Origin of the sequence: Delftia sp. DS1230 (genome assembly GCF_040112715.1) — a bacterium.
Lineage (GTDB): Bacteria > Pseudomonadota > Gammaproteobacteria > Burkholderiales > Burkholderiaceae_C > Comamonas > Comamonas tsuruhatensis.
On sequence record NZ_CP157763.1, the window covers coordinates 6,205,001 to 6,226,969 of the forward strand.

The window sequence follows — 21,969 nt, forward strand, 5'->3', positions numbered from 1 at the left end:
CAGATAGGTCAGCAGCATGACCAGCACCAGGGGCAGCGCATCCCTGGCGGCGGCAAAGGCCTGCATGCCGAAGTTGGCCAGTACGCCCGCCAGGAGGGCGGCAGCGATTTCCATGGGGATGCGGTTCATGACGCGCTCGAACCAGCCTGTGGCTCCCACTAGGATGATCAGCCCCGCGCTGATGATGAAGGCGCCAACGGCCTCGCCCATGGAAAAGCCCCCGGCAAGCCCTGCCGTGGCAAGGACGGCTGCGCCTGGCGTGGACCAGGCGACCATGACCGGCATGCGCAGTATCAGCGAGGGCAGCAGAGAGCACAGGCCCATGCCCAGTCCCAGCGCCCAGATCCAGGACGTGATCTGCTCGGGCGTGGCATGGAAGGCCTGGGCGGCCTGAAAGACCAGGGCCACCGAGCTGGTGAAGCCCACGAGCACGGCCACGAAGCCGGCTGCGAAGGCAGAGGGACTCAAGTCACGGAAAAAGCGCATCGCGCGATTCTGTCACCACAGCCGCCGACCGTGCGATGCGCTGGCGACGCCTACAGCTCGATCTTGGAGCCCAGCTCCACCACGGAGTTGCTGGGCAGGTGCAGGAAGTCGGAGACACGGCTGGCGTTGCGGTGCATCTGGGCAAACAGCTTTTCGCGCCAGGGCGCCATGCGGTGGCTGATGCGCGGGATGATGACATCGCGCGACAGGAAGTAGCTGGTCTCCATGGCGTCGAGCTGGCAACCCCGGGGACGCAGCAGGGACAGTGCCGCCGGCACGTCCGGTTCGTTCTTGAAGCCGTAGTTGATGATGACCTGCCAGCAGTCGCTGCCCAGCGCCTCGATCTCGGTGCGCTTGTCCAGGCCCACCCAGGGAATTTCATGGTTGCGCACCGTGACGAAGATGTTCTGGTTGTGCAGCACCTTGTTGTGCTTGAGGTTGTGCAGCAGGGCGTTGGGTACGGTGCCCGGTTCGCCGGAAAGAAAGACGGCCGTGCCCGTCACGCGCGCCGGCGGATGGCGCCAGACCGATTCGAGGAAGCTCTTGAGGTCGATGGCATCGGCCTGCAGCTTTTCGTGCAGCAGCTCGCGGCCCTTGCGCCAGGTCATCATCAGCGAGAACACCGTGCCGCCGATCAGCAGCGGGAACCAGCCGCCGTCGAACAGCTTGAGCAGGTTGGACGAGAAGAAGGCCAGGTCCACCAGGAAAAAGAATCCGGTGGCCGCGATGCACAGGGCCAGCGGGTAGTTCCAGCGGTAGCGGATCACGAAGAAGGTCAGCGTGGTGGTGATCAGCATGTCCAGCGTGACCGCAATGCCGTAGGCGGCCGCCAGGTTGCCGCTGGAGCGGAACAGCACCACGGCCAGCGCAATCGCCACGAACAGGCTCCAGTTGACCAGGGGCATGTAGATCTGGCCGGTCTCGCGCACGCTGGTGTGGCGCACTTCCAGGCGCGGCAGATAGCCCAGCTGTATGACCTGGCGCGTGACGCTGAAGGCGCCCGTGATCAGGGCCTGCGAAGCGATGACCGTGGCCATGGTGGCCATCAGCACCAGGGGCAGCAGCGCCCAGGCCGGGGCCATCATGTAGAAGGGATTCTTGACGGCGGCCGGGTTGGCCAGCAGCAGCGCACCCTGGCCGAAGTAATTGAGCGTGAGGGCAGGCATGGCCACGGAGAACCAGGCCAGGCGGATGGGCTTCTTGCCGAAGTGGCCCAGGTCGGCATAGAGCGCCTCCGCCCCGGTCACGCACAGCACGACGGCGCCCAGGATGATGAAGCTGGTGCCGGGGTTGTCCCAGATGAAGCGCACCGCGAAGTGCGGGCTGATGGCCGCCAGGATTTCGGGATGGCCCGCGATCTGGTGCACGCCCAGCGCTGCGATGGTGGCAAACCAGACCAGGGTGATGGGGCCGAAAAACCGACCGATCCCCGCCGTGCCGTGCTTCTGGAACCAGAAAAGCAGGAAGAGGATCACCAGGGTGAGCGGGATCACGGCCTTGGTGAAGTGCGGAGAGACCACTTCCAGGCCTTCGACGGCCGAGAGCACGGAGATGGCCGGCGTGATCACGCCATCACCATAGAACAGCGAAGTGCCGAAGATGCCGATGAGCAGCAGCACGTTGCGCAGGCGGGGCTTGTCCTTGACGGTCTGCGAGGCCAGGGCCAGCATGGCGACCAGGCCGCCTTCGCCGTTGTTGTCGGCACGCAGCACCAGGACCACGTACTTGAGCGAGACGATGACCGTCAGGGTCCAGAACAGCAGCGACAGGACGCCGTAGATGTTCTCCTGGGTGAACGGCACATGGCCGGAGCCGAAGACCTCCTTGACCGAATACAGCACGCTGGTGCCGATATCGCCATAGACCACGCCGATGGCGCCCAGGGTGAGCGCGGCCAACGAAGATTTGGTTTTCTGCACAGGTCTATGCGCCATCCCGTGGGGAGATGGCTTCAGTCAATTGAAATGCCGGCATTGTCCGCTGTCCTGATGACGAGCGCATCGGACAGCACCCCGATCAGTCGTAGATTTCCGCGTTGGGGTTGGTCGCCTCCAGCTCATAGCTGGCCGCCAGCATGGCGACCCGGGCCACCACGCCATACATGTAGAAGCGGTTGGGCATGCTGGCACCCGGGCGCGCGCCGATCTGGGGCAGCTGGGTGCTGTGCTGGAAGGCCAGCGGCACGAAGCCGGCTCCGGGCGCGTTGAGGTTTTCGTCCACATCGCGTTCGGGATGCATGCGGTAGAAGCCGCCGACCACGTAGCGGTCCATCATGTAGACCACGGGCTCGGCCACGGCGTTGTTCATGCGCTCCTGGGTGAGCACGCCTTCCTGGATGATCACGTCGTGCACGGTCTGGCCGTCCTTGATCATGCCCATCTTGTTGCGGCTCTTGCGCGGCAGCTCGGCCAGCTCCTTGGCATCGCGCACGGTCATCACGCCCATGCCATAGGTGCCGTTGTCGGCCTTGACGATGGCAAACGGCTTTTCCTTGATGCCGTACTCCTTGTACTTGCGGCGCACCTTGGCCAGCAGCACATCGACCTGCTCGGCCAGGCCTTCCATGCCCACGCCATTGGCGAAGTCGATGCCTTCGCTGCGGCCAAACAGCGGGTTGATCAGCCAGGGATCGATGCCCAGCAGCTTGCCGAAGCGCTTGGCCACTTCCTCATAGCTCTGGAAATGGCGGCTCTTGCGGCGCACGCTCCAGCCTGCATGCAGGGGCGGCAGCAGGTATTGCTCGTACAGCTCCTCGACGATGCCCGGGACGCCGGACGACAGGTCGTTGTTGAGCAAGATGGTGCAGGGATCGAAATCCTTGAGACCGATGCGGCGCTTGCTGCGGATCACCGGCTCCAGCGTCACCGTGTCGCCATGCGGCAGGGTGACGGTGGTGGTCTTCTTGACATCGGGGCTGATGGAGCCGATGCGCACGTTCAGACCGGCCATGTTGAAGATGCGCTTGAGCTGCACCACGTTGGCCAGGTAGTGCGTGTTGCGCGTGTGGTTCTCGGGAATGATGAGCAGATTGCGCGCTTCGGGGCAGATCTTCTCGATCGCCGCCATGGCCGCCTGTACGGCCAGCGGCAGCATTTCGTCGGTCAGGTTGTTCCAGCCCCCGGGAAAGAGGTTGGTGTCCACGGGTGCGAGCTTGAAACCGGCGTTGCGGATGTCCACCGAGCAATAGAAAGGCGGCGTGTGTTCCATCCATTCGAGCCGGAACCAGCGCTCGATCGCCGGCATGGAGTCGAGGATGCGCTGCTCAAGCTCGTTGATCGGGCCGGTCAGGGCCGTGATGAGATGTGGAACCATAAAGACCCTCTGGGTACGACGGTGGGGGGCAATTGTAGAGATTGGACCATGGTCTAGGTGTTTTCCCCAGTCTTTGCAGCGTCAGCGGCGCCAGAAAGCCGGCGAAAGCAAGGCCATGAAGCTGAGGATTTCCAGGCGTCCCAGCAGCATGGCCAGGGTGCAGACCCAGGTCTGGAATTCGGTGAGCACAGCATAGTTGGAGGACGGGCCCACCGCGCCCAGGCCCGGCCCCATGCAGTGCACGCTGGCCAGCACGGCGGAGAAGGCGGTCACCGGGTCCAGGTCGGTGAGCAGCAGCACCATGCTGAGTGTGATCACGGTGGCGCCATAGACCAGCATGAAGGCCAGCACCGAGAAGATCATGCGGTTGTCCACCACGCCGGTGCCCAGCCGCACGGGCTGCAAGGCGCGCGGATGCGCGAGCCGCGTGAGTTCACGCCGCGCCTGCTTGAGCAGGATGAGCATGCGCACCATCTTGATGCCGCCGCCCGTGGAGCCCGCACTGGTGGCCACACCCGACATCAGCAGCATGAGCACGGGCGCAAAGACGGGCCAGGTCAGGTAGTCCACCGTGGTGAAGCCGGTCGTCGTGGCCACCGAGACCACATGGAAGAGACCGTAGCGCAGGGCCTCCACGGGCCCGTACACGCCCTTGGCCCACAGCAGCAGCGCCACGATCAGCCCGCCCCCCAGCAGCACGGCCAGCGTGGCGCGCATTTCCGGATCGCGCCAGAAGCCGTCCCAGCGGCCCTTGCGCATGGCCACGAAGTACAGCGCGAAGTTGCAGCTGGCCAGCAGCATGAAGACCAGGGCGGTCAGTTCGATCAACGGCGAGTCGAAATACGCAAAGCTGGTGTCATGCGAGGACAGGCCACCGAGGCTGACGGTGGCGAACATGTGCATCAGCGCATCCAGCGGCGACATGCCTGCCGCCCAGAAGGCCAGCAGACAGGCCAGCGAGAACACGCCGTACACGCCCCACAGGCCCTTGGCGGTCTCGGTCACGCGCGGCGTCAGCTTGGTGTCCTTGATGGGACCAGCGGCTTCGGCACGGAACAGCTGGGCGCCCCCCACGCCCAGCAGGGGCAGGATGGCCACGGCCAGGATCAGGATGCCCATGCCGCCCAACCATTGCAGGAAGGTGCGCCAGACATTGATGGACACGGGCAGCGCATCCAGCCCCGTGAGCACGGTGGCGCCGGTGGTCGTCAGGCCCGAGACGGCCTCGAAATAGGCATGGGTGAAGCTGATGCTCAGCCCCACATGGCCCATGCCCAGCACCAGGGGCAGCATGGCGCACAGCGGCAAAACCACCCAGACCAGGGTGACGAGGATGACGCCGTGGCGCGGCTGCAGCTCGCGCCGGAAGTGGTCCAGGCCTATCCACAGCGACAGCCCCGCCGCCGCCGTGATGCCGATGGCCCAGGGGTAGATGCGCCAGATGCCGTCGTCGGTGAACCAGGACACTGCAAAGGGCAGCAGCATGGACAGCGCAAACATGACCATGAGCATGCCAAGCACGCGCAGGACGGGTAACAGGTCGCGCATGGTGTCGGCTCAGAAGAAGGTGGCGCTGACGCGAAACAGGTTCTCCACGTCCCGTACCAGCCGCTTGTGGGGCAGGAAGAAGATCACGTGGTCGCCGCTCTCGATCACGGTGGTGCTGCGCGGGATGATGACCTCGGGCTCGGCACCGGCCGCGATTTCGTCGGCCGGCACGCCTTCGGGTATGCCGCGCACGATGAGGCCGATGTGGGCATCCTCGGGCACGCGCAGGTCCTCGACCTTGCGGCCGACCACGCGCGAGCTTTTGCGGTCGCCGCGCGCCACGATCTCCAGCGCCTCGGCCACGCCCCGGCGCAGGCTGTGCACGGCCTGCACGTCGCCGCGGCGCACATAGGCCAGCAGTTCGCCAAGCATGGCCTGGGCCGGCGACAGCGCAATGTCGATCTGCGTGCCGTGCATCAGGTCGGCGTAGGCACGCCGCGTGATCAGCGACAGCACGCGCCGCGCGCCCATGCGTTTGCCCAGCAGGCTGGCCATGATGTTGTTCTCATCGTCGTCGGTCAGGGCCAGGAACAGGTCCACGTCCTCCACGCTTTCATCGGCCAGCAGGTCCTCGTCGGTGGCATCGCCGTGCAGCACCAGCACCTCGGCCGGCAGCAGCGAGGCCAGGTCCTGGCAGCGCTGCTCGTCGGGCTCGATGATCTTGATGTGGAAGCGGCCCGGCACGCGCGACAGCTGCAGCGCCAGGCGCTGGCTGACCTGGTCACCGCCGGCGACCATGATGCGGTAGACCGGGCGCGAAGGCCGGCCGGCAGGCTGGTGGATGGCACGCAGCACCTCGGCCACATGCTCGCGCGCGGCCAGGATGAAGACCTCGTCGCCGGGCTCGATGCGCGTGTTGCCGTCGCAGCGGACGAAGCGGTCGGGCTCGTCCAGGAAACGCCGGTAGATGGCCACGATGCGCATGGCCAGCTCGGGCATGCAGTCGCGCAGCTCGCCGATGCGCTTGCCGACGGCGGGGGCGCCGTCGCGCGCGCGCACCGAGGCCAGTGCGGCCCGCCCGCCCGCGAAGGCACGCACCTGCATGGCTTCGGGAAACTCGATGAGCTTGCTGATGTAGTTGGTCAGCGATTCCTCGGGGCAGATGATGCGGTCGACGCCAAAGCCTTCCTTGCCCAGCAGCGCCTCGTCCTCGCCAAAGCCCGAGGAGCGCACGCGCGCGATGCGTGTGGGAATCTCGAACAGGACCTGGGCCAGCTTGCAGCACACAAGGTTGGTTTCGTCGAGCGCGGCGCAGGCGATCAGCAGGTCCGTGTCCTTGGCACCGGCCTCGGCCAGCACATGGGGATCGATGCCGCTGCCCACGACGCCACGCAGGTCGAAGCGCGACTCCAGCTCGCGCAGGCGCCGTGCGTCGGTGTCGATCACCGTGATGTCGTTGCGTTCGGACACCAGGCTTTCTGCCACGCTGTAGCCCACACGGCCGGCGCCAAGAATGATGATTTTCATGGATTCATTGCAGTGCTGCGGTGCCGGCGCGGGGCATTCCGGCGCGCAGCACGGCTCGGTCAGGTGCGGACTTCGCCTTCACCCAGCACCACGTATTTGAGCGAGGTCAGACCTTCGATGCCCACAGGACCGCGCGCATGGAACTTGTCGGTGCTGATGCCGATTTCCGCGCCCAGGCCGTACTCGAAGCCATCGGCAAAGCGCGTGCTGGCATTGACCATGACGCTGGCCGAGTCCACTTCGCGCAGAAAGCGCTGGGCGTGCATATGGTCGCGCGTCAGGATGGCGTCCGTGTGGTGGCTGGAGTAGCGGTTGATGTGGGCGATGGCCTCGTCCACGCCGGACACGATCTTGACGCTGATGATGGGCGCCAGGTATTCCTCGCTCCAGTCCTGCTCGGTGGCCTCGGCCAGTTGAGCGCCGGCCACAGACTTCAGGATGGCCAGCGATTCGGGGCAGCCGCGCATCTCCACGCCCTTGGCGGCGTAGATGGCGCCGATCTTCGGCAGGAATTCGGCGGCCACGCCGCGCGCCACCAGCAGGCTTTCACTGGCATTGCAGGGGCTGTACTTGTTGGTCTTGGCGTTGTCGGCCACCTTGACGGCCATGGCGATGTCGCAGGGATCATCGACATAGGTGTGGCAATTGCCGTCCAGGTGCTTGATGACGGGCACCTTGGCCTCGCGGCTGATGCGCTCGATCAGGCCCTTGCCGCCGCGCGGGATGATGACGTCCACGTAGTCGGGCATGGCGATGAGCTGGCCCACGGCCTCGCGGTCCGTGGTCTGCACCAGTTGCACGCCGTGCTCGGGCAGGCCGGCTTCGGCCAGCGCCCTGGCGACGAGGGCAGCCAGCGCCTTGTTGGAGTCGATGGCCTCGGAGCCGCCGCGCAGGATGCAGGCGTTGCCGCTCTTGATGCTGAGGCTGGCCGCCTCGATGGTCACGTTGGGGCGGCTTTCGTAGATCATGCCGAACACGCCGATCGGCACACGCATCTGGCCTACGCGGATGCCGCTGGGCATTTGCTTCATGCCGATGATCTCGCCGATCACATCGGCCATGGAGGCCAGCTGCTCACATCCCTGGGCACAGGTTTCCAGCACCTTGGGCGTCAGGCGCAGGCGGTCCACCATGGGAGCGGACAGGCCGTTGGCCACGGCGCGGTCGAGGTCACGGGCGTTGTCGGTCTGCAACGGCTCCACGTTCTCCCGCAGCAGGCGCGCCAGCGCCAGCAGGGCGCGGCTTTTGACGGCAGCCGAGGCTCGGGCCATCTGGGCGGAGGCCACTTTGGCCTGAACGCCCAGGTTGTGGGTGTATTCGACGATATTGAGCGCGTTCATTCCGAGATTCTCGCCGAGTTGCGCCCATTTGCGCACCGAGAGCGGGCATGCCCCGCGCCAACATGCGGCTGGGATGCGGCTGGGATGCGTCCTCGCAGGGCCACTAGAGGGCAAACCCCGCGTTCCGGCGGCCGGCAGGATGTCGCGGCCACCCTACACTGCTGCCCAGTACGCAGAGGTTTTCCCGCCATGTCCACCAGCCACGACACTCTTCTCGCCGCCCAGCAGCTCGCACAGTTGCGCGCGGGCTTCGCCCAACTGGCACAGCAGCAGCTGCCGGCCGCCGTGCTCGGGCAGCAGGCCAGGGCTTCCTCGGAGTTGCTGCAGGCCCTGCCGCCGCGCTACGGCGAAGTGCTGCTCAATCTGCTGGACCGATTGGAGTCCAGCGCGCTGTTCAGCGAGGAAAGCTGCTCCTTCAGCCAGAAGGACCTGCTGGACAACCTCGAGACCTGGGCCACCAAGGCCCAGGCGCAGCTGGAAAAGACGCGCTAGGAACGGTACGTCAGCCCTTGGCGCCGGCCTGGGCCAAGTCCATGGCCAGGCGGCGCAGGGCCTGCCAGCCGTCGCGGGGCCAGCCCTCGAAGGCCAGGCCCTTGACGATGCCGTCCACCGCGTGGGCCGATTGCAGCAGGCGCGCGGCCTGGGCGTCGGTGATGCGCGGCAGCAGGCGCTCGAACAAACGCTCCTTGACGCCCCAGACGCGCTGGGCGCGCAGGGCCATGGGCAGGGGCTGACCTGCGGCCATGGCGTCCTTGACGCGGCAGATGGAGCGGATGTCCTCGGCCAGGGTCCAATGCACCAGCACCTCGGCCGTGCCCTCGGCCTGCAGGCCGTCGAGCATGCGCGAGACGCGCGCCAACTGGCCGGACAGCACGGCCTCGGACAGCTTGAACACGTCGTAGCGCGCCACATTGAGCACTGCCTGCTCCACCTGCGCCTGGCTCAGCTCGCCGGCGGGGTGCAGCAGGGCCAGTTTCTGGATCTCCTGGTGTGCGGCCAGCAGGTTGCCCTCGACCCGGTCGGCAAAGAACTGCAGCGTGCGCTGGCCTTCCTCGCCGGGTGCCACGCGCTGGCCCTGGGCTGCCAGGCGCTGGGCAATCCAGGCCGGCAGCTGGCCGCGCTCTATGGGATCGATCTGCAGCGTCATGCCCTGGGCTTCCAGCGCGCTGAACCAGGCGCCGGTCCTGGTGGCCTTGTCCAGGCGCGGCAGCATGACCAGGGTGAGCGTGCTGTCATTGCCGCGCGCCGCCTCGGCGATCTGCTGCAGCGCGGCGCCGCCGTCCTTGCCGGGCTTGCCCGAGGGAATGCGGATCTCGATGATCTGCCGATCGGCAAACAGCGACAGCGAGCCACCGGCCGCCAGCACGGCGCTCCAGTCGAAATGGGCGCCGGCCACGGTGTAGCTGCTGCGCTCGGTGTAGCCCGCGGCGCGCGCGGCGGCACGGATGGCGTCGGCAGCCTCCTGCTGCTGCAGCGGCTCGTCGCCGTGCAGCACGTAGAGCGAGCGCAATCCCTTGGCCAGATGGCCGCCGAGCTGGTTCAGGGCAAGCTGCATGGGGCTCAGGTCAGGCTCTTGACGGCCGACAGGCGGCGCAGCAACTGCTGGACGATGTCGGTACGCATGTCCTTGTAGAGCATGGCCTCCTCGGCCTCCTTGGACAGCGCATTGGTTTCGTTGTACGTCACGTCGCGCTGCTGCAGGATCTCGGTCTCGGGGATCGGCTCGTCTCCATTGGGCGTGCGCAGCTTGAAGCGCACGCGCAGGCGCAGCTGCAGCTCGCGCACCTGGCCCAGCGCGTTCATGCCGACGATGACCCGCTCCTGCCGCTCGCTGATGATCTGGAAGATCGCATCCGCATCGTCGGGCGATGCCGGATCGCGCAGCACGGTCAGCTTGTCGCTGGCACTGGCCAGGTTGCGAGACAGCTCCCGCGCCACCGGAGAGCCCCGGCCCGCCTGGATGTAGAGCGAGCGGAACACGAAGGTCGGCACCCCCCGCAGGCGAAAGCCGCAGGCCCCCAGCAGCGGAGCCAGGGCCAGGGCGGTGAGCAGGGTACGTTTTTGCATATCAGTTCTCCAAGGCGCTTGCGCCACTCACAGCCCTTGCAACGGTCGCGCCCAAAGCGAGGGACACCGAGCAAGGGCCGCCCCGCAGCGAGGGTGTCGTCCCCCCCGCGAAGCGAGAGGGGGAAGGCGCGCAGCGCCTCAGGGGGCATGCCATGGCCTAGACCACGACGTTGACCAGGCGGCCCGGCACCACGATCACCTTCTTGGGCGCCGCGCCATTGGTGAACTTCTGGCATTCCTCGTTGGCCAGGGCAATGCGCTCGATCTCGGCCTTGTCGGCCGTCGAGGACACGAGGATGGCCCCGCGCAGCTTGCCATTGACCTGCAGCACCAGAGAGATCTCGTCCTGCACCAGGGCCAGGGGATCGACCTGGGGCCAGGGCGCGTCCAGCACATCGCCCAGGTGGGCGGCGTAGCCCAGTTCGCTCCACAGCACATGGGCCAGGTGGGGCGTTGCCGGGTAGAGCACGCGCAGCAGGATGCCGAAGCCTTCGATCAGCGCCACCTGGGCGCCCGCGTCGTCGTGGGACTTGAAGTCCTCCAGCGCGTTGATCATCTTCATGGCGCCCGAGACCACGGTGTTGTACTGCATGCGCTGGTAGTCGTACTCCACCTGCTTGAGCACGGTGTGGATCTCCAGGCGCAGGGCCTTGGCGGCCTTGCCGAATGCCACGTCGTCCAGCGACTTGGCGCCGGCCACGCTCTGCACGGCGCCGGCCATGTCCATCTGCGACAGTTTGGCGCCGAAGTTGTAGACGCGGCGCAGGAAGCGGTAGCTGCCTTCGACGGCGGCATCGTTCCACTCCAGCGTCAGCTCGGGCGGCGCGGTGAACATGGTGTACAGGCGCGCGGTGTCGGCGCCGTACTTCTCGATCAGCTCCTGCGGATCGATGCCGTTGTTCTTGGACTTGGACATGGTGCCCACGCCCTCGTAGTCGATGTCCGTGCCCACGGGCAGCAGGCCGTCGGCGCTGTCCACCTCGGCCTTGAGCCTGGCGCCCACGATCTTGCCGGTCTCGTCGAACACATGCTCGACATCCTTGGGCCAGAAGTACTCCTTGGCACCCTTGGCCGTGCGGCGGCTGTAGATGTGGTTGAGCACCATGCCCTGGGTCAGCAGCTTGGTGAAGGGCTCATCGACCTTGACCAGGCCCAGGTCGCGCATGACCTTGGTCCAGAAGCGCGCGTACAGCAGGTGCAGGATGGCGTGCTCGATGCCGCCGATGTACTGGTCCATGCCGCTGCCGCCGGTGGCGGCATGCTGGTCCCGCATCCAGTAGTCCGTGCCCTTGCCCACCATCTGCTCGCTGTTCCTGGCGTCGCAATAGCGCATGAAGTACCAGGACGAGTCCACAAAGGTGTCCATGGTGTCGGTCTCGCGGCGCGCGCTCTTGCCGCAGCAGGGGCAGACCACGCCGGCGTGGAAGGCTTCGCTCTTGACCAGGGGGTTGCCCGAGCCATCGGGCACCAGGTCCTGGGGCAGGACCACGGGCAGGTCCTTGGCAGGCACGGGCTGGGCGCCGCAGTCCTCGCAGTGGATGATGGGAATCGGCGTGCCCCAGTAGCGCTGGCGGCTCACGCCCCAGTCGCGCAGGCGCCAGGTGGTTTTCTTCTCGCCAAGGCCCTTGGCGGCCAGCAGTTCGGCCACCTTGTCCACGGCAGCCCCATGGGGCAGGCCGTCGAGTTCGCCGGATTCGAAGCAGACAGCGCGCTGCTTGTCGCCGTACCAGTCGGCCCATGCCTCGGTGCTGAAGGTCTCGCCCTCGACCGCGATGACCTGGCGGATGGCGATGCCGTACTTCTTCGCAAAGGCGAAGTCGCGCTCGTCATGCGCGGGCACGCCCATGACGGCGCCGTCGCCGTAGCTCATGAGCACGTAGTTGCCGACCCAGACCTCGACCTGGGCACCCGTCAGCGGATGGGTGACGAACAGGCCCGTGGGCAGGCCTTCCTTTTCCTTGAGCGCGAGTTCGGCCTCGGTGGTGCCGCCCTTCTTGCATTCTTCGATGAAGGCCGCGAGCTTGGGCTGCGATGCCGCGGCATGCTGGGCCAGCGGGTGCTCGGGCGCCACGGCGCAGAAGGTCACGCCCATGATGGTGTCGGCGCGCGTGGTGAACACATACAGGCGCCCGTCCTGGATGGGCTGGCCGTCGGCGCCACGGATGTCGTGGGTGAAGGCGAAGCGCACGCCCGCGCTCTTGCCGATCCAGTTTTCCTGCATCAGGCGCACTTTTTCAGGCCAGCCGGTCAGCGTGGCCTTGTCGCCGCCCACCTGGACATGGTCCAGCAGCTCCTGGGCGTAGTCGGTGATCTTCAGGTAGTAGCCGGGGATTTCGCGCTTTTCGACCGGCGCGCCCGTGCGCCAGCCGCGGCCGTCGATGACCTGCTCGTTGGCCAGCACGGTCTGGTCCACCGGGTCCCAGTTCACGATCTGGGTCTTGCGGTAGGCAATGCCCTTTTCCAGCATCTGCAGGAACAGCCACTGGTTCCACTTGTAGTAGTCGGGATCGCAGGTGGCCACTTCGCGGCTCCAGTCGATGGCCAGACCCATCGCCTGCATCTGCTTTTTCATGTAGGCGATGTTGTCGTAGGTCCACTGCGCAGGCGGCACCTTGTTCTTGAGCGCCGCGTTCTCGGCCGGCAGGCCGAAGGCATCCCAGCCCATGGGCATGAGGACGTTGTAGCCCTTCATGCGCAGCTGGCGCGCCAGCATGTCGTTGATGGTGTAGTTGCGCACATGGCCCATGTGCAGCTTGCCGCTGGGGTAGGGCAGCATGGAGCAGGCGTAGAACTTGGGCTTGGCCTGGTCTTCGGTCACGCGGTAGGCGTCGCGGGCGGACCAGTGGTCTTGCGCTGCGCGCTCAACGTCGATGTGGTTGTATTTCTCTTGCATGGTGCTGCGGCCCCAAGGGCCGGACAAGGTGGCCGGACGAGCCGGATGGCCGGAATCAACCGACGATTTTAGGGCCCCGGCCCGCCGGTGCCGCAAGCAGCCCACAAGCCCGCAGACGGTACTGCGCCATCGGCACCCGGTTGCCCGGCCGCCGCGCGGGGAAAAGCCGCGCTGCGTATGCTTGGCACCCTCTGTGGCAGTGCGCCGCAGACGTTCCGCCATCGCCAGCCCGGACTTGCGCAGGAACGGATACGGACATCCCGGGCATGCCGCCATCGCGCGGCAGGTTTTTCCGCGCCCTGGAGTTTTCTCTTGCTGAACTGGTCTTTGATTTCCGGCTGGGATCCCGTCATGCAGGCCCTGGCTGCGCTGTGCGCGCTGGTGCTGCTGGCCCGCTCCGCGGGTTTTGTCGTGCAATGGCTGCTGTTGCGCGTGCTGCCACGCATGCGCAGCACGCTGGTGGAGATGGAGTGGGCCCAGGTGCTGCTGCACGACAGCGTGCTGCAGCGGCTGGCCAAGGCCGTGCCTTCGCTGGTCATGCAGTCCGGCGTGCAGGCCATACCGCAGCTGCAGCCGCAGTGGGCCACCCTGATCCTGAACCTGGCCATCGCCTGCACAATCTACCACGTGGCCCGCGTGATCAGCGCCCTGCTCAATGCCATGAACGAGGCGCACGACCTCAAGGAAGAGCGCAAGGCCACGCAGGCGCACTCGATCAAGAGCTATGTGCAGCTGGGCAAGCTGCTGGTGTTCCTGATCGCCATCGTGCTCATCGTCGCCACCCTGGTGGACCGCTCGCCGCTGCTGCTGCTGTCCGGCCTGGGCGCGGCCTCGGCCGTGCTGATGCTGATCTTCAAGGACACCATCATGTCCTTCGTGGCCGGCGTGCAGCTGGGCTCCAACGACATGCTGCGCGTGGGCGACTGGATCGAGATGCCCCAGGTCGGCGCCGACGGCTTCGTGATCGACATCGCGCTGCACACGGTCAAGGTGCAGAACTGGGACAAGACCATCACCACCATTCCGACCTGGCGGCTGATGAGCGACAGCTACAAGAACTGGCGCGGCATGTTCGAGTCGGGCGGGCGCCGCATCCGCCGCTCGCTGCACATAGACGCCCACACCATCCGCCTGCTGACGGCAGAGCAGCGGCAGAAATTGTCATTGCTTGAGCCCCTCAAGGACTATTGGAGCAGTGATGGCGGCCTGCGCATGGCCGATGCGCCGGCGGGCAGCGAGATGGCAGCGCAGCATCTGAGCAATCTGGCCGCGTTCAAGGCCTATGCATACGCCTACCTGCTGCGCCATCCGCACATCCACAAGACGCCGAACATGTTCCTGCTGGTGCGCACCATGGAGCCTTCTCCCATGGGGGTGCCGCTGGAGCTGTTTTGCTACACCAGCACCACGGTCTGGGTGGAGTACGAGGCCATACAGGGCGCGATCTTCGATCACCTGATCGGCATGCTGCCGCTGTTCGGGCTCAGTCTGTACCAGCGCTCCTCGGACCATGGCCAGCATCTGCGGCTGGCGGGCAACGAGCGCTGGCCCGAAGGACAGGACTAGGTTCGCGGGCGCAGGCCCGGCGGCGCTTGAGCGCTTGAGCGCCTGATCGCTTCAGCGCCCGGCGCCGGTGGGACCCAGGACGGCTGCGGGTTTTCCATCCTGGTTTCGCGCCGGCTCAGCCACGAAGCCTATGCGCGTCAGCCCTGCCGCGTGGGCCCAGCCCATGAGTTCGGCCACGCGGCCATAGGGCACGGCCTGGTCGGCACGCAGTTGCAGTTCTGCCTGGGGGTTGCGCGCGCCGAGCTGAGCGAGACGCTCACGCAGCGCATCCGCCGTGGCGGGCTGGCCCTGCATCCAGAGCGCGCCCTTCGCATCGACCTCCAGCAGCAGCGCATCGTCCTCGCCCGCGGCGGCCATGGGCTGGGTGCCCTGGGCCTGGGGCAATTGCACGCGCAGCGAGGCGGCCAGCATGGGTGCCGCGAGGATGAAGATAACGACGAGCACCAGCATCACATCCACCAGCGGGGTGACGTTGATGGCGTGCATGGGCTGGGAGGAGCTTTCCTTGCCGCTCAGTCGTCCAAAGGCCATGTGCGCTCCTGGCGAGCCGCCCCGTCAGGGCGCTTCCATGGGGCCGGCCGGCAGGCCGGCGACGGCCATGCCGTCATCGTGCGGCGCCTGCTCCGCCGGCTGGGTGCCGAACATGGCCTGCAGGTCATGGGCAAAGCCTTCCAGCAAGGCCTCCATCTGGGCCGCAGCCCGGCCCAGCAGGTTGTAGGCCAGCACGGCCGGCAGGGCCACGGCCAGTCCGGCCGCCGTCATCACCAGGGCCTCGCCCACCGGGCCGGCCAGTTGTTCGATGCCGATCTGCCCGCTGCCCGCCAGCGTGGCCAGCGCGTGGTGAATGCCCCAGACGGTGCCCAGCAGGCCGACAAAGGGCGCCGTGGCGCCCACCGTGGCCAACAGGGTCTGGCCCCATTGCAGCTGGTGGCTGGCCGATTGCAGCGCCTGGCGAAGCCCCCGCGTCAGGCGGACGGAATGCGCCGCGCGTCCCGCAAGCGCCAGGCCGCTGCCCATGGGTGCCAGCGCCTGTGTCACGGCCTCGGCCATGGGTGCCACCAGTTGCTGGCGATCCCCCTCGCCCATGCGGGCCTGGCCCGAGGCCAGGTCCGGCGCGCTCCAGAAGGCCGCAATGGCCTGGGGAACGCGGCGCCGGCTGGCGGCCATGAACCAGACCTTCCAGACGATGACCACCCAGCTGGCCACCGACAGCGCCAGCAGCAGCAGCGCCGTGCCGCGCGCGACGGCATCGCCTTGCTGCCACCAGAGCCAGAGTGGACCGCTCATGGTCTTACCTTGCCCGTGCTGCGAGCCTCGTCACAGGCCCAATACGGCGTACATGTCGTACTGGCCGCTGGTCTTGCCCGCCAGGAAGCGCGCGGCACGCAGGCTGCCCTGGGCATAGCCGGCACGGCTGCTGGACTTGTGCGAGATCTCGATGCGCTCGCCCGTGCCCGCAAACAGCACCGTGTGGTCGCCGATGATGTCGCCACCGCGCACGGTGGCAAAGCCGATGGTGTTGTCCTCGCGCGCACCGGTGTGGCCGAAGCGCTCGTAGACGGCGCGGTCGGCCAGCTTCGTGCCCTGGGCTTCGGCGATGACCTCGCCCATCTTGAGGGCGGTGCCCGAAGGCGCATCCACCTTGTGGCGGTGGTGGGCCTCGACGATCTCGATGTCGTAGCCGCTGGACAGGGCCTTGGCCGCCATCTCCAGCAGCTTGAAGGTCACGTTCACGCCCACGCTCATGTTGGGCGACAGCACCACGGCCGTGCGCTGGGCGTACTCGGCGATGCGGGCCTTTTGCTCGTCGCTGAAGCCCGTGGTGCCGATGACCAGCCTGACGCCCAGTTCGGCGCAGATGGCCAGGTGCTCCAACGTGCCCTCGGGGCGCGTGAAGTCGATCAGGCAGTCGGCCTTGGACAGCGCGACGCGCACATCGCTTTCGATGACGATGCCGCTGGCCAGGCCCAGGAAGGCCGAGGGATCGGTGCCCAGCGCAGGGCTGTCGGGACGGTCCAGCGCGGCGGTCAGCGCAAGGTCATCGCTTTGCGCGATGGCCTCGATCAGCATGCGGCCCATGCGGCCGGAGGCGCCGGCCACGGCCACGCGCAGGCGCTGGTTGTTGCTGGAGGAAGTGGCGGTCGTGGCGTTCATGTCGGGAAAGAGATGCAAAGGCTCAATGCGTGGAAAGTGGACTGCCCGGGCGCACGGCAGGCACCGCGGCAGCCGCCATCCACGGAAAAACGCCCGCATGCCTTGCGGCGCGCGGGCGGCGATATCAGCGGGCGCCGGGCTCCAGTGGCGGATAGCTGGCCGCCGCGGGCGGCGGCTCGGCGGCCACGGGCTCTTCGACCGGCTTGGCAGCGGGGAACTTGGACAGCTGCTCCTCGCTGGCTTCCAGCTGAGGAATCTTGCCCAGCTTCTTCTTGGAGCCCAGGCTGGCGACGAATTCGGCCTCGGTGGGCATCTCGTCGCCTTCGGAGCGGGCGAACAGGTCGCCGTTGAAGAAGACGGTCAGCTTGCGCACCTGGGAATCGACGCCGGGACGCTTGATGGTGAACACATATTCCCAGCGGTCGGCGTGGAATACGCTGGTGACCAGCGGCGTGCCGAGGATGTCACGCACCTGCTGGCGGCTCATGCCGGGCTGCAGGGCCTCGACCTGTTCGCGGGAGACGAAGTTGCCTTGGACGACCTCGACCTTGTAGGGAGTGACGACATTGGCGACTCGGTGCGCGGCGCCATCGAGGCTGCTGCAGCCTGCCAGCGCCACCCCGATCGACAGCATCAGGGCCGCACTCGTGCGGCAACGGGCTTGAACATGCATTGGTATCAGCATAGGGATATGATCGTGGATCATTGTAGCGGCTGGTCCCTAGGGCTTGCGATCATGCGACGCCCCTGGCACCAGGGCCATTTTGTTCGCCGCCCCGCGCCTGCCATGGTGGCAGTCCAGCGGGCAGTCTCTGCCAAAGACCCAGACATGAAGAACATCGACGAACTCAAGAGTACCGGCCTGAAGGCCACGCTGCCCCGCCTGAAGATCCTGGAGATCTTCCAGACGGGTGCGCAACGCCACATGACGGCCGAAGACGTGTTCCGCGTGCTGCTGGACGAGCGTTCGGACATCGGCCTGGCCACGGTCTACCGCGTGCTCACGCAGTTCGAGCAGGCAGGCATCCTCATCCGCAGCAATTTCGAGAGCGGCAAGGCCGTCTACGAGCTCAATGAAGGCCAGCACCACGACCACTTTGTCTGCACCAGCTGCGGCAAGGTCGAAGAGTTCTACGATCCCGATATCGAAAAGCGCCAGAACCTGATCGCCAAGGCCAAGGGCTGGGTGATCCAGGACCATTCGATGGCCCTGTACGGACAGTGCGCTGAATGCGCGAGCCGGCCCAGCAAATAAGGCAGGGTCCCTCAGAAAAAGCGGAGTGCTTCACACTCCGCTTTTTTTTGCCTTTTACTTTTTGCTACCGGCGCTTTACAGGGCGAAGCACATGGGTGGAGGATGCTGGCGTCCAATGGATGCCCCCTACCCACCGAGACACCATGCGCCGCACTTCGCCGTTCGCCATCGCTCTCACTTTCTCCGCCATCGTCCTGGCCACAGGCTGTGCGCCCTTGCAGGCCCCGCCGTCGTCCGCAGCGGCCGCGCTGCAGGGAGTGGCCGAGGCACCGCTCACCGCCGCGCAGCGCCAGCAATGGCTGGACCGCGTCACCTGGGGCGCCACCGACAGCGAGGATGCGCAGCTGCAGCGCCTGGGCCTCAAGGCCTGGCTGGCACGGCAACTGCAGCCGGTGCCTCAGCCGCTGCCTGCGCAGGCGCAGCAGCGCATTGATGGGCTGGGCATCAGCCAGCGCCCCATGGACCAGGTTCTGCTGGAGCTGGGCGACCAGCGCAAGGCCGTGCAGGACGCCGCATCGGCCGATGAAAAGGCCGCGCGGCAGCAGGCCTACCAGCGCACGCTGAACCAGCTGGGCAGCGATGCCCAGAAGCGCTTCGTGATCCGCGCGCTGTACTCGCCGGCACAGCTGCAAGAGCAGATGACCTGGTTCTGGATGAACCATTTCAGCGTCAGCCTGCGCAAGGCCGATATCCGCGCCTGGGTGGGCGACTACGAGGAGCAGGCCATACGCCCGCATGCGCTGGGCAGTTTCCGCAGCCTGCTGGAGGCCTCGCTGTGCCACCCGGCCATGCTGCGCTACCTGGACAACGCCAGCAATGCGGCGGGCCGCATCAACGAAAACTACGCGCGCGAGCTGCTGGAGCTGCACACCATGGGCGTGGGCAGCGGCTACACCCAGGCCGACGTGCAGGAGATGGCGCGCATCCTGACAGGCGTGGGCATCAATCTGCAGCCGGCCGGCACGGCGCCGCCGCGCATGCGCGGCGGGCGCCAGGGCGACTACCTGCGCTCGGGATTCTTCGAGTTCAATCCCAACCGGCACGACTACGGAGCCAAGACCTTCCTGGGCCAGCCCCTGCAGGCACGCGGCATGGCCGAGGTCCAGGAGGCGCTGGACCGCATCGTCGCCGCGCCGGCCACCGCGCAGTTCATCGCGCACAAGCTGGCGGTGTTCTTCATTGCCGACGATCCGCCGCCGGCCCTGGTGCAGCGCACGGCACAGGCCTTCACGCGCAGCCGGGGCGACATCGCAGCCACCGTGGCGGCGCTGCTGACCGATCCGGAGGCCGCGCGCTTTGGCCGCAAGTTCCGCGATCCGCTGCACTACGTGCTGGCCGCCACGCGGCTGTCGGTGGACCAGCGCGTGGCGGCCGACGTGGCGCCCGTGCTGGGCTGGATCAACCGGCTGGGCCAGAACCTCTACGCGCATGAGACGCCGGACGGCTATCCGCAGATGCAGTCCGACTGGGCCAGTTCGGGCCAGATGGCGGCACGCTTCGAGGTGGCGCGCCAGATCGCCACGCGCAGCGCCGTGCTGTTTCGCGCCGACCCCAAGGAGGCGCTGGAGAAGCCGCCCTACCCCATGCTGTCGGAACGGGCCAGCGTGCGCCAGCGCCTGCCCCAGTGGAGCCAGGCCACGCAGGCGGCACTGGCCCAGGCCCGCAATCCGGCGGACTGGAATACCTACTTCCTGTCCGCACCCGAGATGATGTTCCGCTGAACCCCGGAGACTTTCCATGCAGCGACGCCACTTCCTGACCATGGCATCGGCCCTGCCCTTTGCCGCCCACCTGGGCCGGCTGCAGGCGGCCGCCCTCCAGCCAGCCACGCCGCGCCTGCTGCTGGTGTTTCTGCGCGGTGCCTATGACTGCAACAGTCTGCTGGTGCCCACGCACAGCGACTTCTACTACGAGGCCCGTCCCAGCATTGCCATCCCCCGTCCCGGCGAGGCCGGCGGCGCGCTGGCGCTGGATGGCCGCTGGGGCCTGCACCCGATGCTGGAGGACAGCATCCATCCGCTGTTCCAGGCCGGCCAGGCCTGCTTCGTGCCCTTTGCAGGCACGCACGACCTGTCGCGCAGCCATTTCGAGACGCAGGACTCCATCGAGCTGGGCCAGGGCCTGGACGGGCGCCGCAGCTACCAGTCGGGCTTTCTGAACCGGCTGGCCCAGGTGCTGGGACAGGATGGCCGCACGGCGGTATCGCCCATGGCCTTCACGCCCCAGCTTCCGCTGCTGCTGCGCGGCAGCCTGCCGGCCGCCAACATGGCGCTGGCATCCGTGGGCAAGGGCGGCCTGGACGATCGCCGCAGCCAGGCCATTGCCGCCATGTATGCGGGCACGGCCCTGGGCCCGGCCGTGCAGGAGGGCTTTGCGGTGCGTGATGCCGTGCAGCGCAGCGTGCAGGAGGAAATGGACCAGGCCGGGCGCAATGCCATCAGCGCACGCGGCTTTGCCCTGGTGGCGCAGCGCATGGCGGCCCTGATGCGCGATCGCTTCGACCTGGGCTTCGTCGATGTGGGAGGCTGGGACACGCATGTGGCCCAGGGCGGCGCCACGGGCGCGCTGGCCGGGCGGCTGGACGAGCTGGGCCGGGGCCTGGCCGGCTTTGCCCAGGAGATCGGCCCCGAGGCCTGGCGGCATACGGTGGTGGTGGTGATCAGCGAGTTCGGCCGCACCTTCCGCGAGAACGGCAACAAGGGCACGGACCACGGCCACGGCACGACCTACTGGCTGCTGGGCGGCGGGCTGTCCTCGCGCGCTGGCGGGCGCATCGTGGGCGAGCAGGTCGAGGTCAGCCAGAAAAACCTGTTCCAGAACCGCGACCATCCCGTGCTCAACGAGTACCGCGCCGTGCTGGGCGGCCTGTTCCAGCGCATGTATGGATTGAGCCCGGCCCAACTGCAGCGTGTCTTCGAAGGCGCGACGCCCCGCGACCTGCAACTCGTCTGACTACGGCAGCGCCTGCGGCGGCACTGGCACGCCGGACAGCTTGTCGGGATTGCGCAGCGTGTAGATGCGGCGGATCAGGCCGTCTTCGACCAGCAGCGTCTGCACGGATTCCAGCTCGCCGTCGATGCAGCGCAGCAGGCCCGGCAGGCCGTTGATGCGAGCCAGGTGCAGGGTCTGGCGCTGGCCGTTGCGCCGCATGCGGCGCGTGGTGGCGAAGTACAGCAGGGCCAGGCGCCGGCCGGTCTCCAGCACGCGGCCGAACGAGGGCACCTTGCCGCCGCCGTCGCTGATGAGTTCGGCATCGGGCGCGAACAGCGCCTGGATCTGCGCAAAGTCCCCACCCTGCACGGCCTGCGCAAAGCGCTGCAGCAGCGCGGCATGGGCCTCGGGCGGCGCCGCAAAGCGCGGGCGGCCGGCCTGAACATGGGTGCGGGCGCGGTGCACGAGCTGGCGGCAGGCGGCCTCGCTGCGGCCCAGGGCCTGGGCCACCTCGGCATAGTCGGCATCGAAGACCTCGCGCAGCAAAAAGGCGGCGCGCTCGTCGGGCGTGAGCTGCTCGAGCACGAACATCAGCGCCGTGGACACGTCGTGGGCACGCTCCAGCAGGTCTTCGGCCGAGGGTGCGGACTCCTCGGCCCAGGGCTGGACCAGGGGCTCGGGCAGCCAGAAGCCCTGGTAGTGCTCGCGCTCGGCGCGCAGGCGGCGCAGCCGGTCTATGGCCAGGCGCGTGGTCACGGAGACCAGCCAGGCCTCGGGCTGCTCTATGCCGGCGCGCTCGGCGCCATGCCAGCGCAGCCAGGCCTCCTGGACCAGGTCCTCGGCATCGGCGCGCTGGCCGAGCATGCGGTAGGCCAGGCCGAACAGGCGCGGGCGGTGGCGCTCGAACAGGGCCAGGGGATCGTCGGTGGCGGAGGAGGTCTGCATGCCAT

At 67.3% G+C, this 21,969-nt stretch carries 19 protein-coding genes (1 of these 19 running past the window's edge); 5 read left to right on the plus strand and 14 right to left on the minus strand.

Annotation, left to right across the window (positions count from 1 at the left end):
- The 6 genes from AAN986_RS27980 to AAN986_RS28005 all read right to left on the minus strand — a co-directional run.
- Window positions 1-486 carry the start of a benzoate/H(+) symporter BenE family transporter gene (locus AAN986_RS27980; RefSeq protein WP_016454228.1) on the minus strand. It extends 696 nt beyond the left edge of the window, so 486 of the gene's 1,182 nt are visible here — the first part of the coding sequence; the start codon lies at window positions 484-486; the stop codon falls past the left edge of the window.
- 50 nt (window positions 487-536) lie between these two features.
- The gene (locus AAN986_RS27985) at window positions 537-2,405 is read right to left on the minus strand and encodes a potassium transporter Kup (protein WP_026062036.1); all 1,869 of its coding nucleotides are present in this window, start codon (window positions 2,403-2,405) and stop codon (window positions 537-539) included.
- A gap of 97 nt (window positions 2,406-2,502) precedes the next feature.
- Window positions 2,503-3,798, minus strand: a complete 1,296-nt coding sequence (gene gshA, locus AAN986_RS27990) for a glutamate--cysteine ligase (RefSeq protein WP_012207794.1) — start codon at window positions 3,796-3,798, stop codon at window positions 2,503-2,505.
- A gap of 81 nt (window positions 3,799-3,879) precedes the next feature.
- Window positions 3,880-5,346: a potassium transporter TrkG gene (locus AAN986_RS27995; protein WP_016447201.1), complete on the minus strand. Its 1,467-nt coding sequence runs from the start codon at window positions 5,344-5,346 to the stop codon at window positions 3,880-3,882.
- Between the two features lie 9 nt (window positions 5,347-5,355).
- Window positions 5,356-6,813: a Trk system potassium transporter TrkA gene (gene trkA / locus AAN986_RS28000; protein WP_016447202.1), complete on the minus strand. Its 1,458-nt coding sequence runs from the start codon at window positions 6,811-6,813 to the stop codon at window positions 5,356-5,358.
- Between the two features lie 59 nt (window positions 6,814-6,872).
- Window positions 6,873-8,153, minus strand: a complete 1,281-nt coding sequence (locus AAN986_RS28005) for a glutamate-5-semialdehyde dehydrogenase (protein WP_016454225.1) — start codon at window positions 8,151-8,153, stop codon at window positions 6,873-6,875.
- A gap of 189 nt (window positions 8,154-8,342) precedes the next feature.
- Here AAN986_RS28005 and AAN986_RS28010 point away from each other — a divergent pair, with 189 nt between their 5' ends.
- A complete protein-coding gene (locus AAN986_RS28010; RefSeq protein WP_016454224.1) occupies window positions 8,343-8,645 on the plus strand; it encodes a hypothetical protein in 303 nt (100 codons plus the stop codon).
- A gap of 10 nt (window positions 8,646-8,655) precedes the next feature.
- Here the strand turns inward: AAN986_RS28010 and holA are convergent, their stop codons facing one another.
- From holA to leuS, 3 genes are all read right to left on the minus strand, one after another.
- Window positions 8,656-9,708 carry a DNA polymerase III subunit delta gene (holA, locus tag AAN986_RS28015; protein WP_016447205.1) on the minus strand — a complete coding sequence of 351 codons (1,053 nt, stop codon included), beginning with the start codon at window positions 9,706-9,708 and terminating at the stop codon, window positions 8,656-8,658.
- 5 nt (window positions 9,709-9,713) lie between these two features.
- Window positions 9,714-10,220 carry an LPS assembly lipoprotein LptE gene (lptE, locus tag AAN986_RS28020; RefSeq protein ID WP_016447206.1) on the minus strand — a complete coding sequence of 169 codons (507 nt, stop codon included), beginning with the start codon at window positions 10,218-10,220 and terminating at the stop codon, window positions 9,714-9,716.
- A gap of 157 nt (window positions 10,221-10,377) precedes the next feature.
- Complete coding sequence (leuS, locus tag AAN986_RS28025; protein WP_016447207.1) at window positions 10,378-13,113, minus strand: leucine--tRNA ligase; 2,736 nt, start codon at window positions 13,111-13,113, stop codon at window positions 10,378-10,380.
- A gap of 351 nt (window positions 13,114-13,464) precedes the next feature.
- Between leuS and AAN986_RS28030 the strand changes: the two genes are divergently transcribed.
- A complete protein-coding gene (locus AAN986_RS28030; protein WP_016447208.1) occupies window positions 13,465-14,679 on the plus strand; it encodes a mechanosensitive ion channel domain-containing protein in 1,215 nt (404 codons plus the stop codon).
- Window positions 14,680-14,730: 51 nt separating this feature from the next.
- On the opposite strand, the gene AAN986_RS28035 is transcribed toward AAN986_RS28030, so the two are convergent.
- The 4 genes from AAN986_RS28035 to AAN986_RS28050 all read right to left on the minus strand — a co-directional run bounded on the left by AAN986_RS28035 (window position 14,731) and on the right by AAN986_RS28050 (window position 17,506).
- A complete protein-coding gene (locus AAN986_RS28035; protein ID WP_016447209.1) occupies window positions 14,731-15,210 on the minus strand; it encodes a biopolymer transporter ExbD in 480 nt (159 codons plus the stop codon).
- A gap of 24 nt (window positions 15,211-15,234) precedes the next feature.
- A complete protein-coding gene (locus tag AAN986_RS28040; protein ID WP_016447210.1) occupies window positions 15,235-15,966 on the minus strand; it encodes a MotA/TolQ/ExbB proton channel family protein in 732 nt (243 codons plus the stop codon).
- Window positions 15,967-15,996: 30 nt separating this feature from the next.
- Window positions 15,997-16,833: a 4-hydroxy-tetrahydrodipicolinate reductase gene (gene dapB, locus AAN986_RS28045; protein WP_047219245.1), complete on the minus strand. Its 837-nt coding sequence runs from the start codon at window positions 16,831-16,833 to the stop codon at window positions 15,997-15,999.
- 124 nt (window positions 16,834-16,957) lie between these two features.
- Complete coding sequence (locus tag AAN986_RS28050; RefSeq protein WP_047219246.1) at window positions 16,958-17,506, minus strand: outer membrane protein assembly factor BamE; 549 nt, start codon at window positions 17,504-17,506, stop codon at window positions 16,958-16,960.
- Window positions 17,507-17,662: 156 nt separating this feature from the next.
- On the opposite strand from AAN986_RS28050, the gene fur reads away from it, so the two are divergent.
- From fur to AAN986_RS28065, 3 genes are all read left to right on the plus strand, one after another.
- Window positions 17,663-18,088, plus strand: coding sequence for a ferric iron uptake transcriptional regulator (gene fur, locus AAN986_RS28055; RefSeq protein ID WP_013804774.1), 426 nt, complete (start codon window positions 17,663-17,665; stop codon window positions 18,086-18,088).
- Window positions 18,089-18,231: 143 nt separating this feature from the next.
- On the plus strand, window positions 18,232-19,809 hold the full coding sequence (locus tag AAN986_RS28060; RefSeq protein WP_047219247.1) for a DUF1800 domain-containing protein: 1,578 nt from the start codon (window positions 18,232-18,234) through the stop codon (window positions 19,807-19,809).
- Between the two features lie 16 nt (window positions 19,810-19,825).
- Window positions 19,826-21,040, plus strand: a complete 1,215-nt coding sequence (locus tag AAN986_RS28065; protein ID WP_047219248.1) for a DUF1501 domain-containing protein — start codon at window positions 19,826-19,828, stop codon at window positions 21,038-21,040.
- Here the strand turns inward: AAN986_RS28065 and sigJ are convergent, their stop codons facing one another.
- Window positions 21,041-21,964 (minus strand): RNA polymerase sigma factor SigJ, encoded by a 924-nt coding sequence (gene sigJ / locus AAN986_RS28070; RefSeq protein ID WP_047219249.1) that lies wholly within the window; start codon window positions 21,962-21,964, stop codon window positions 21,041-21,043.
- Window positions 21,965-21,969: the final 5 nt, after the last annotated feature.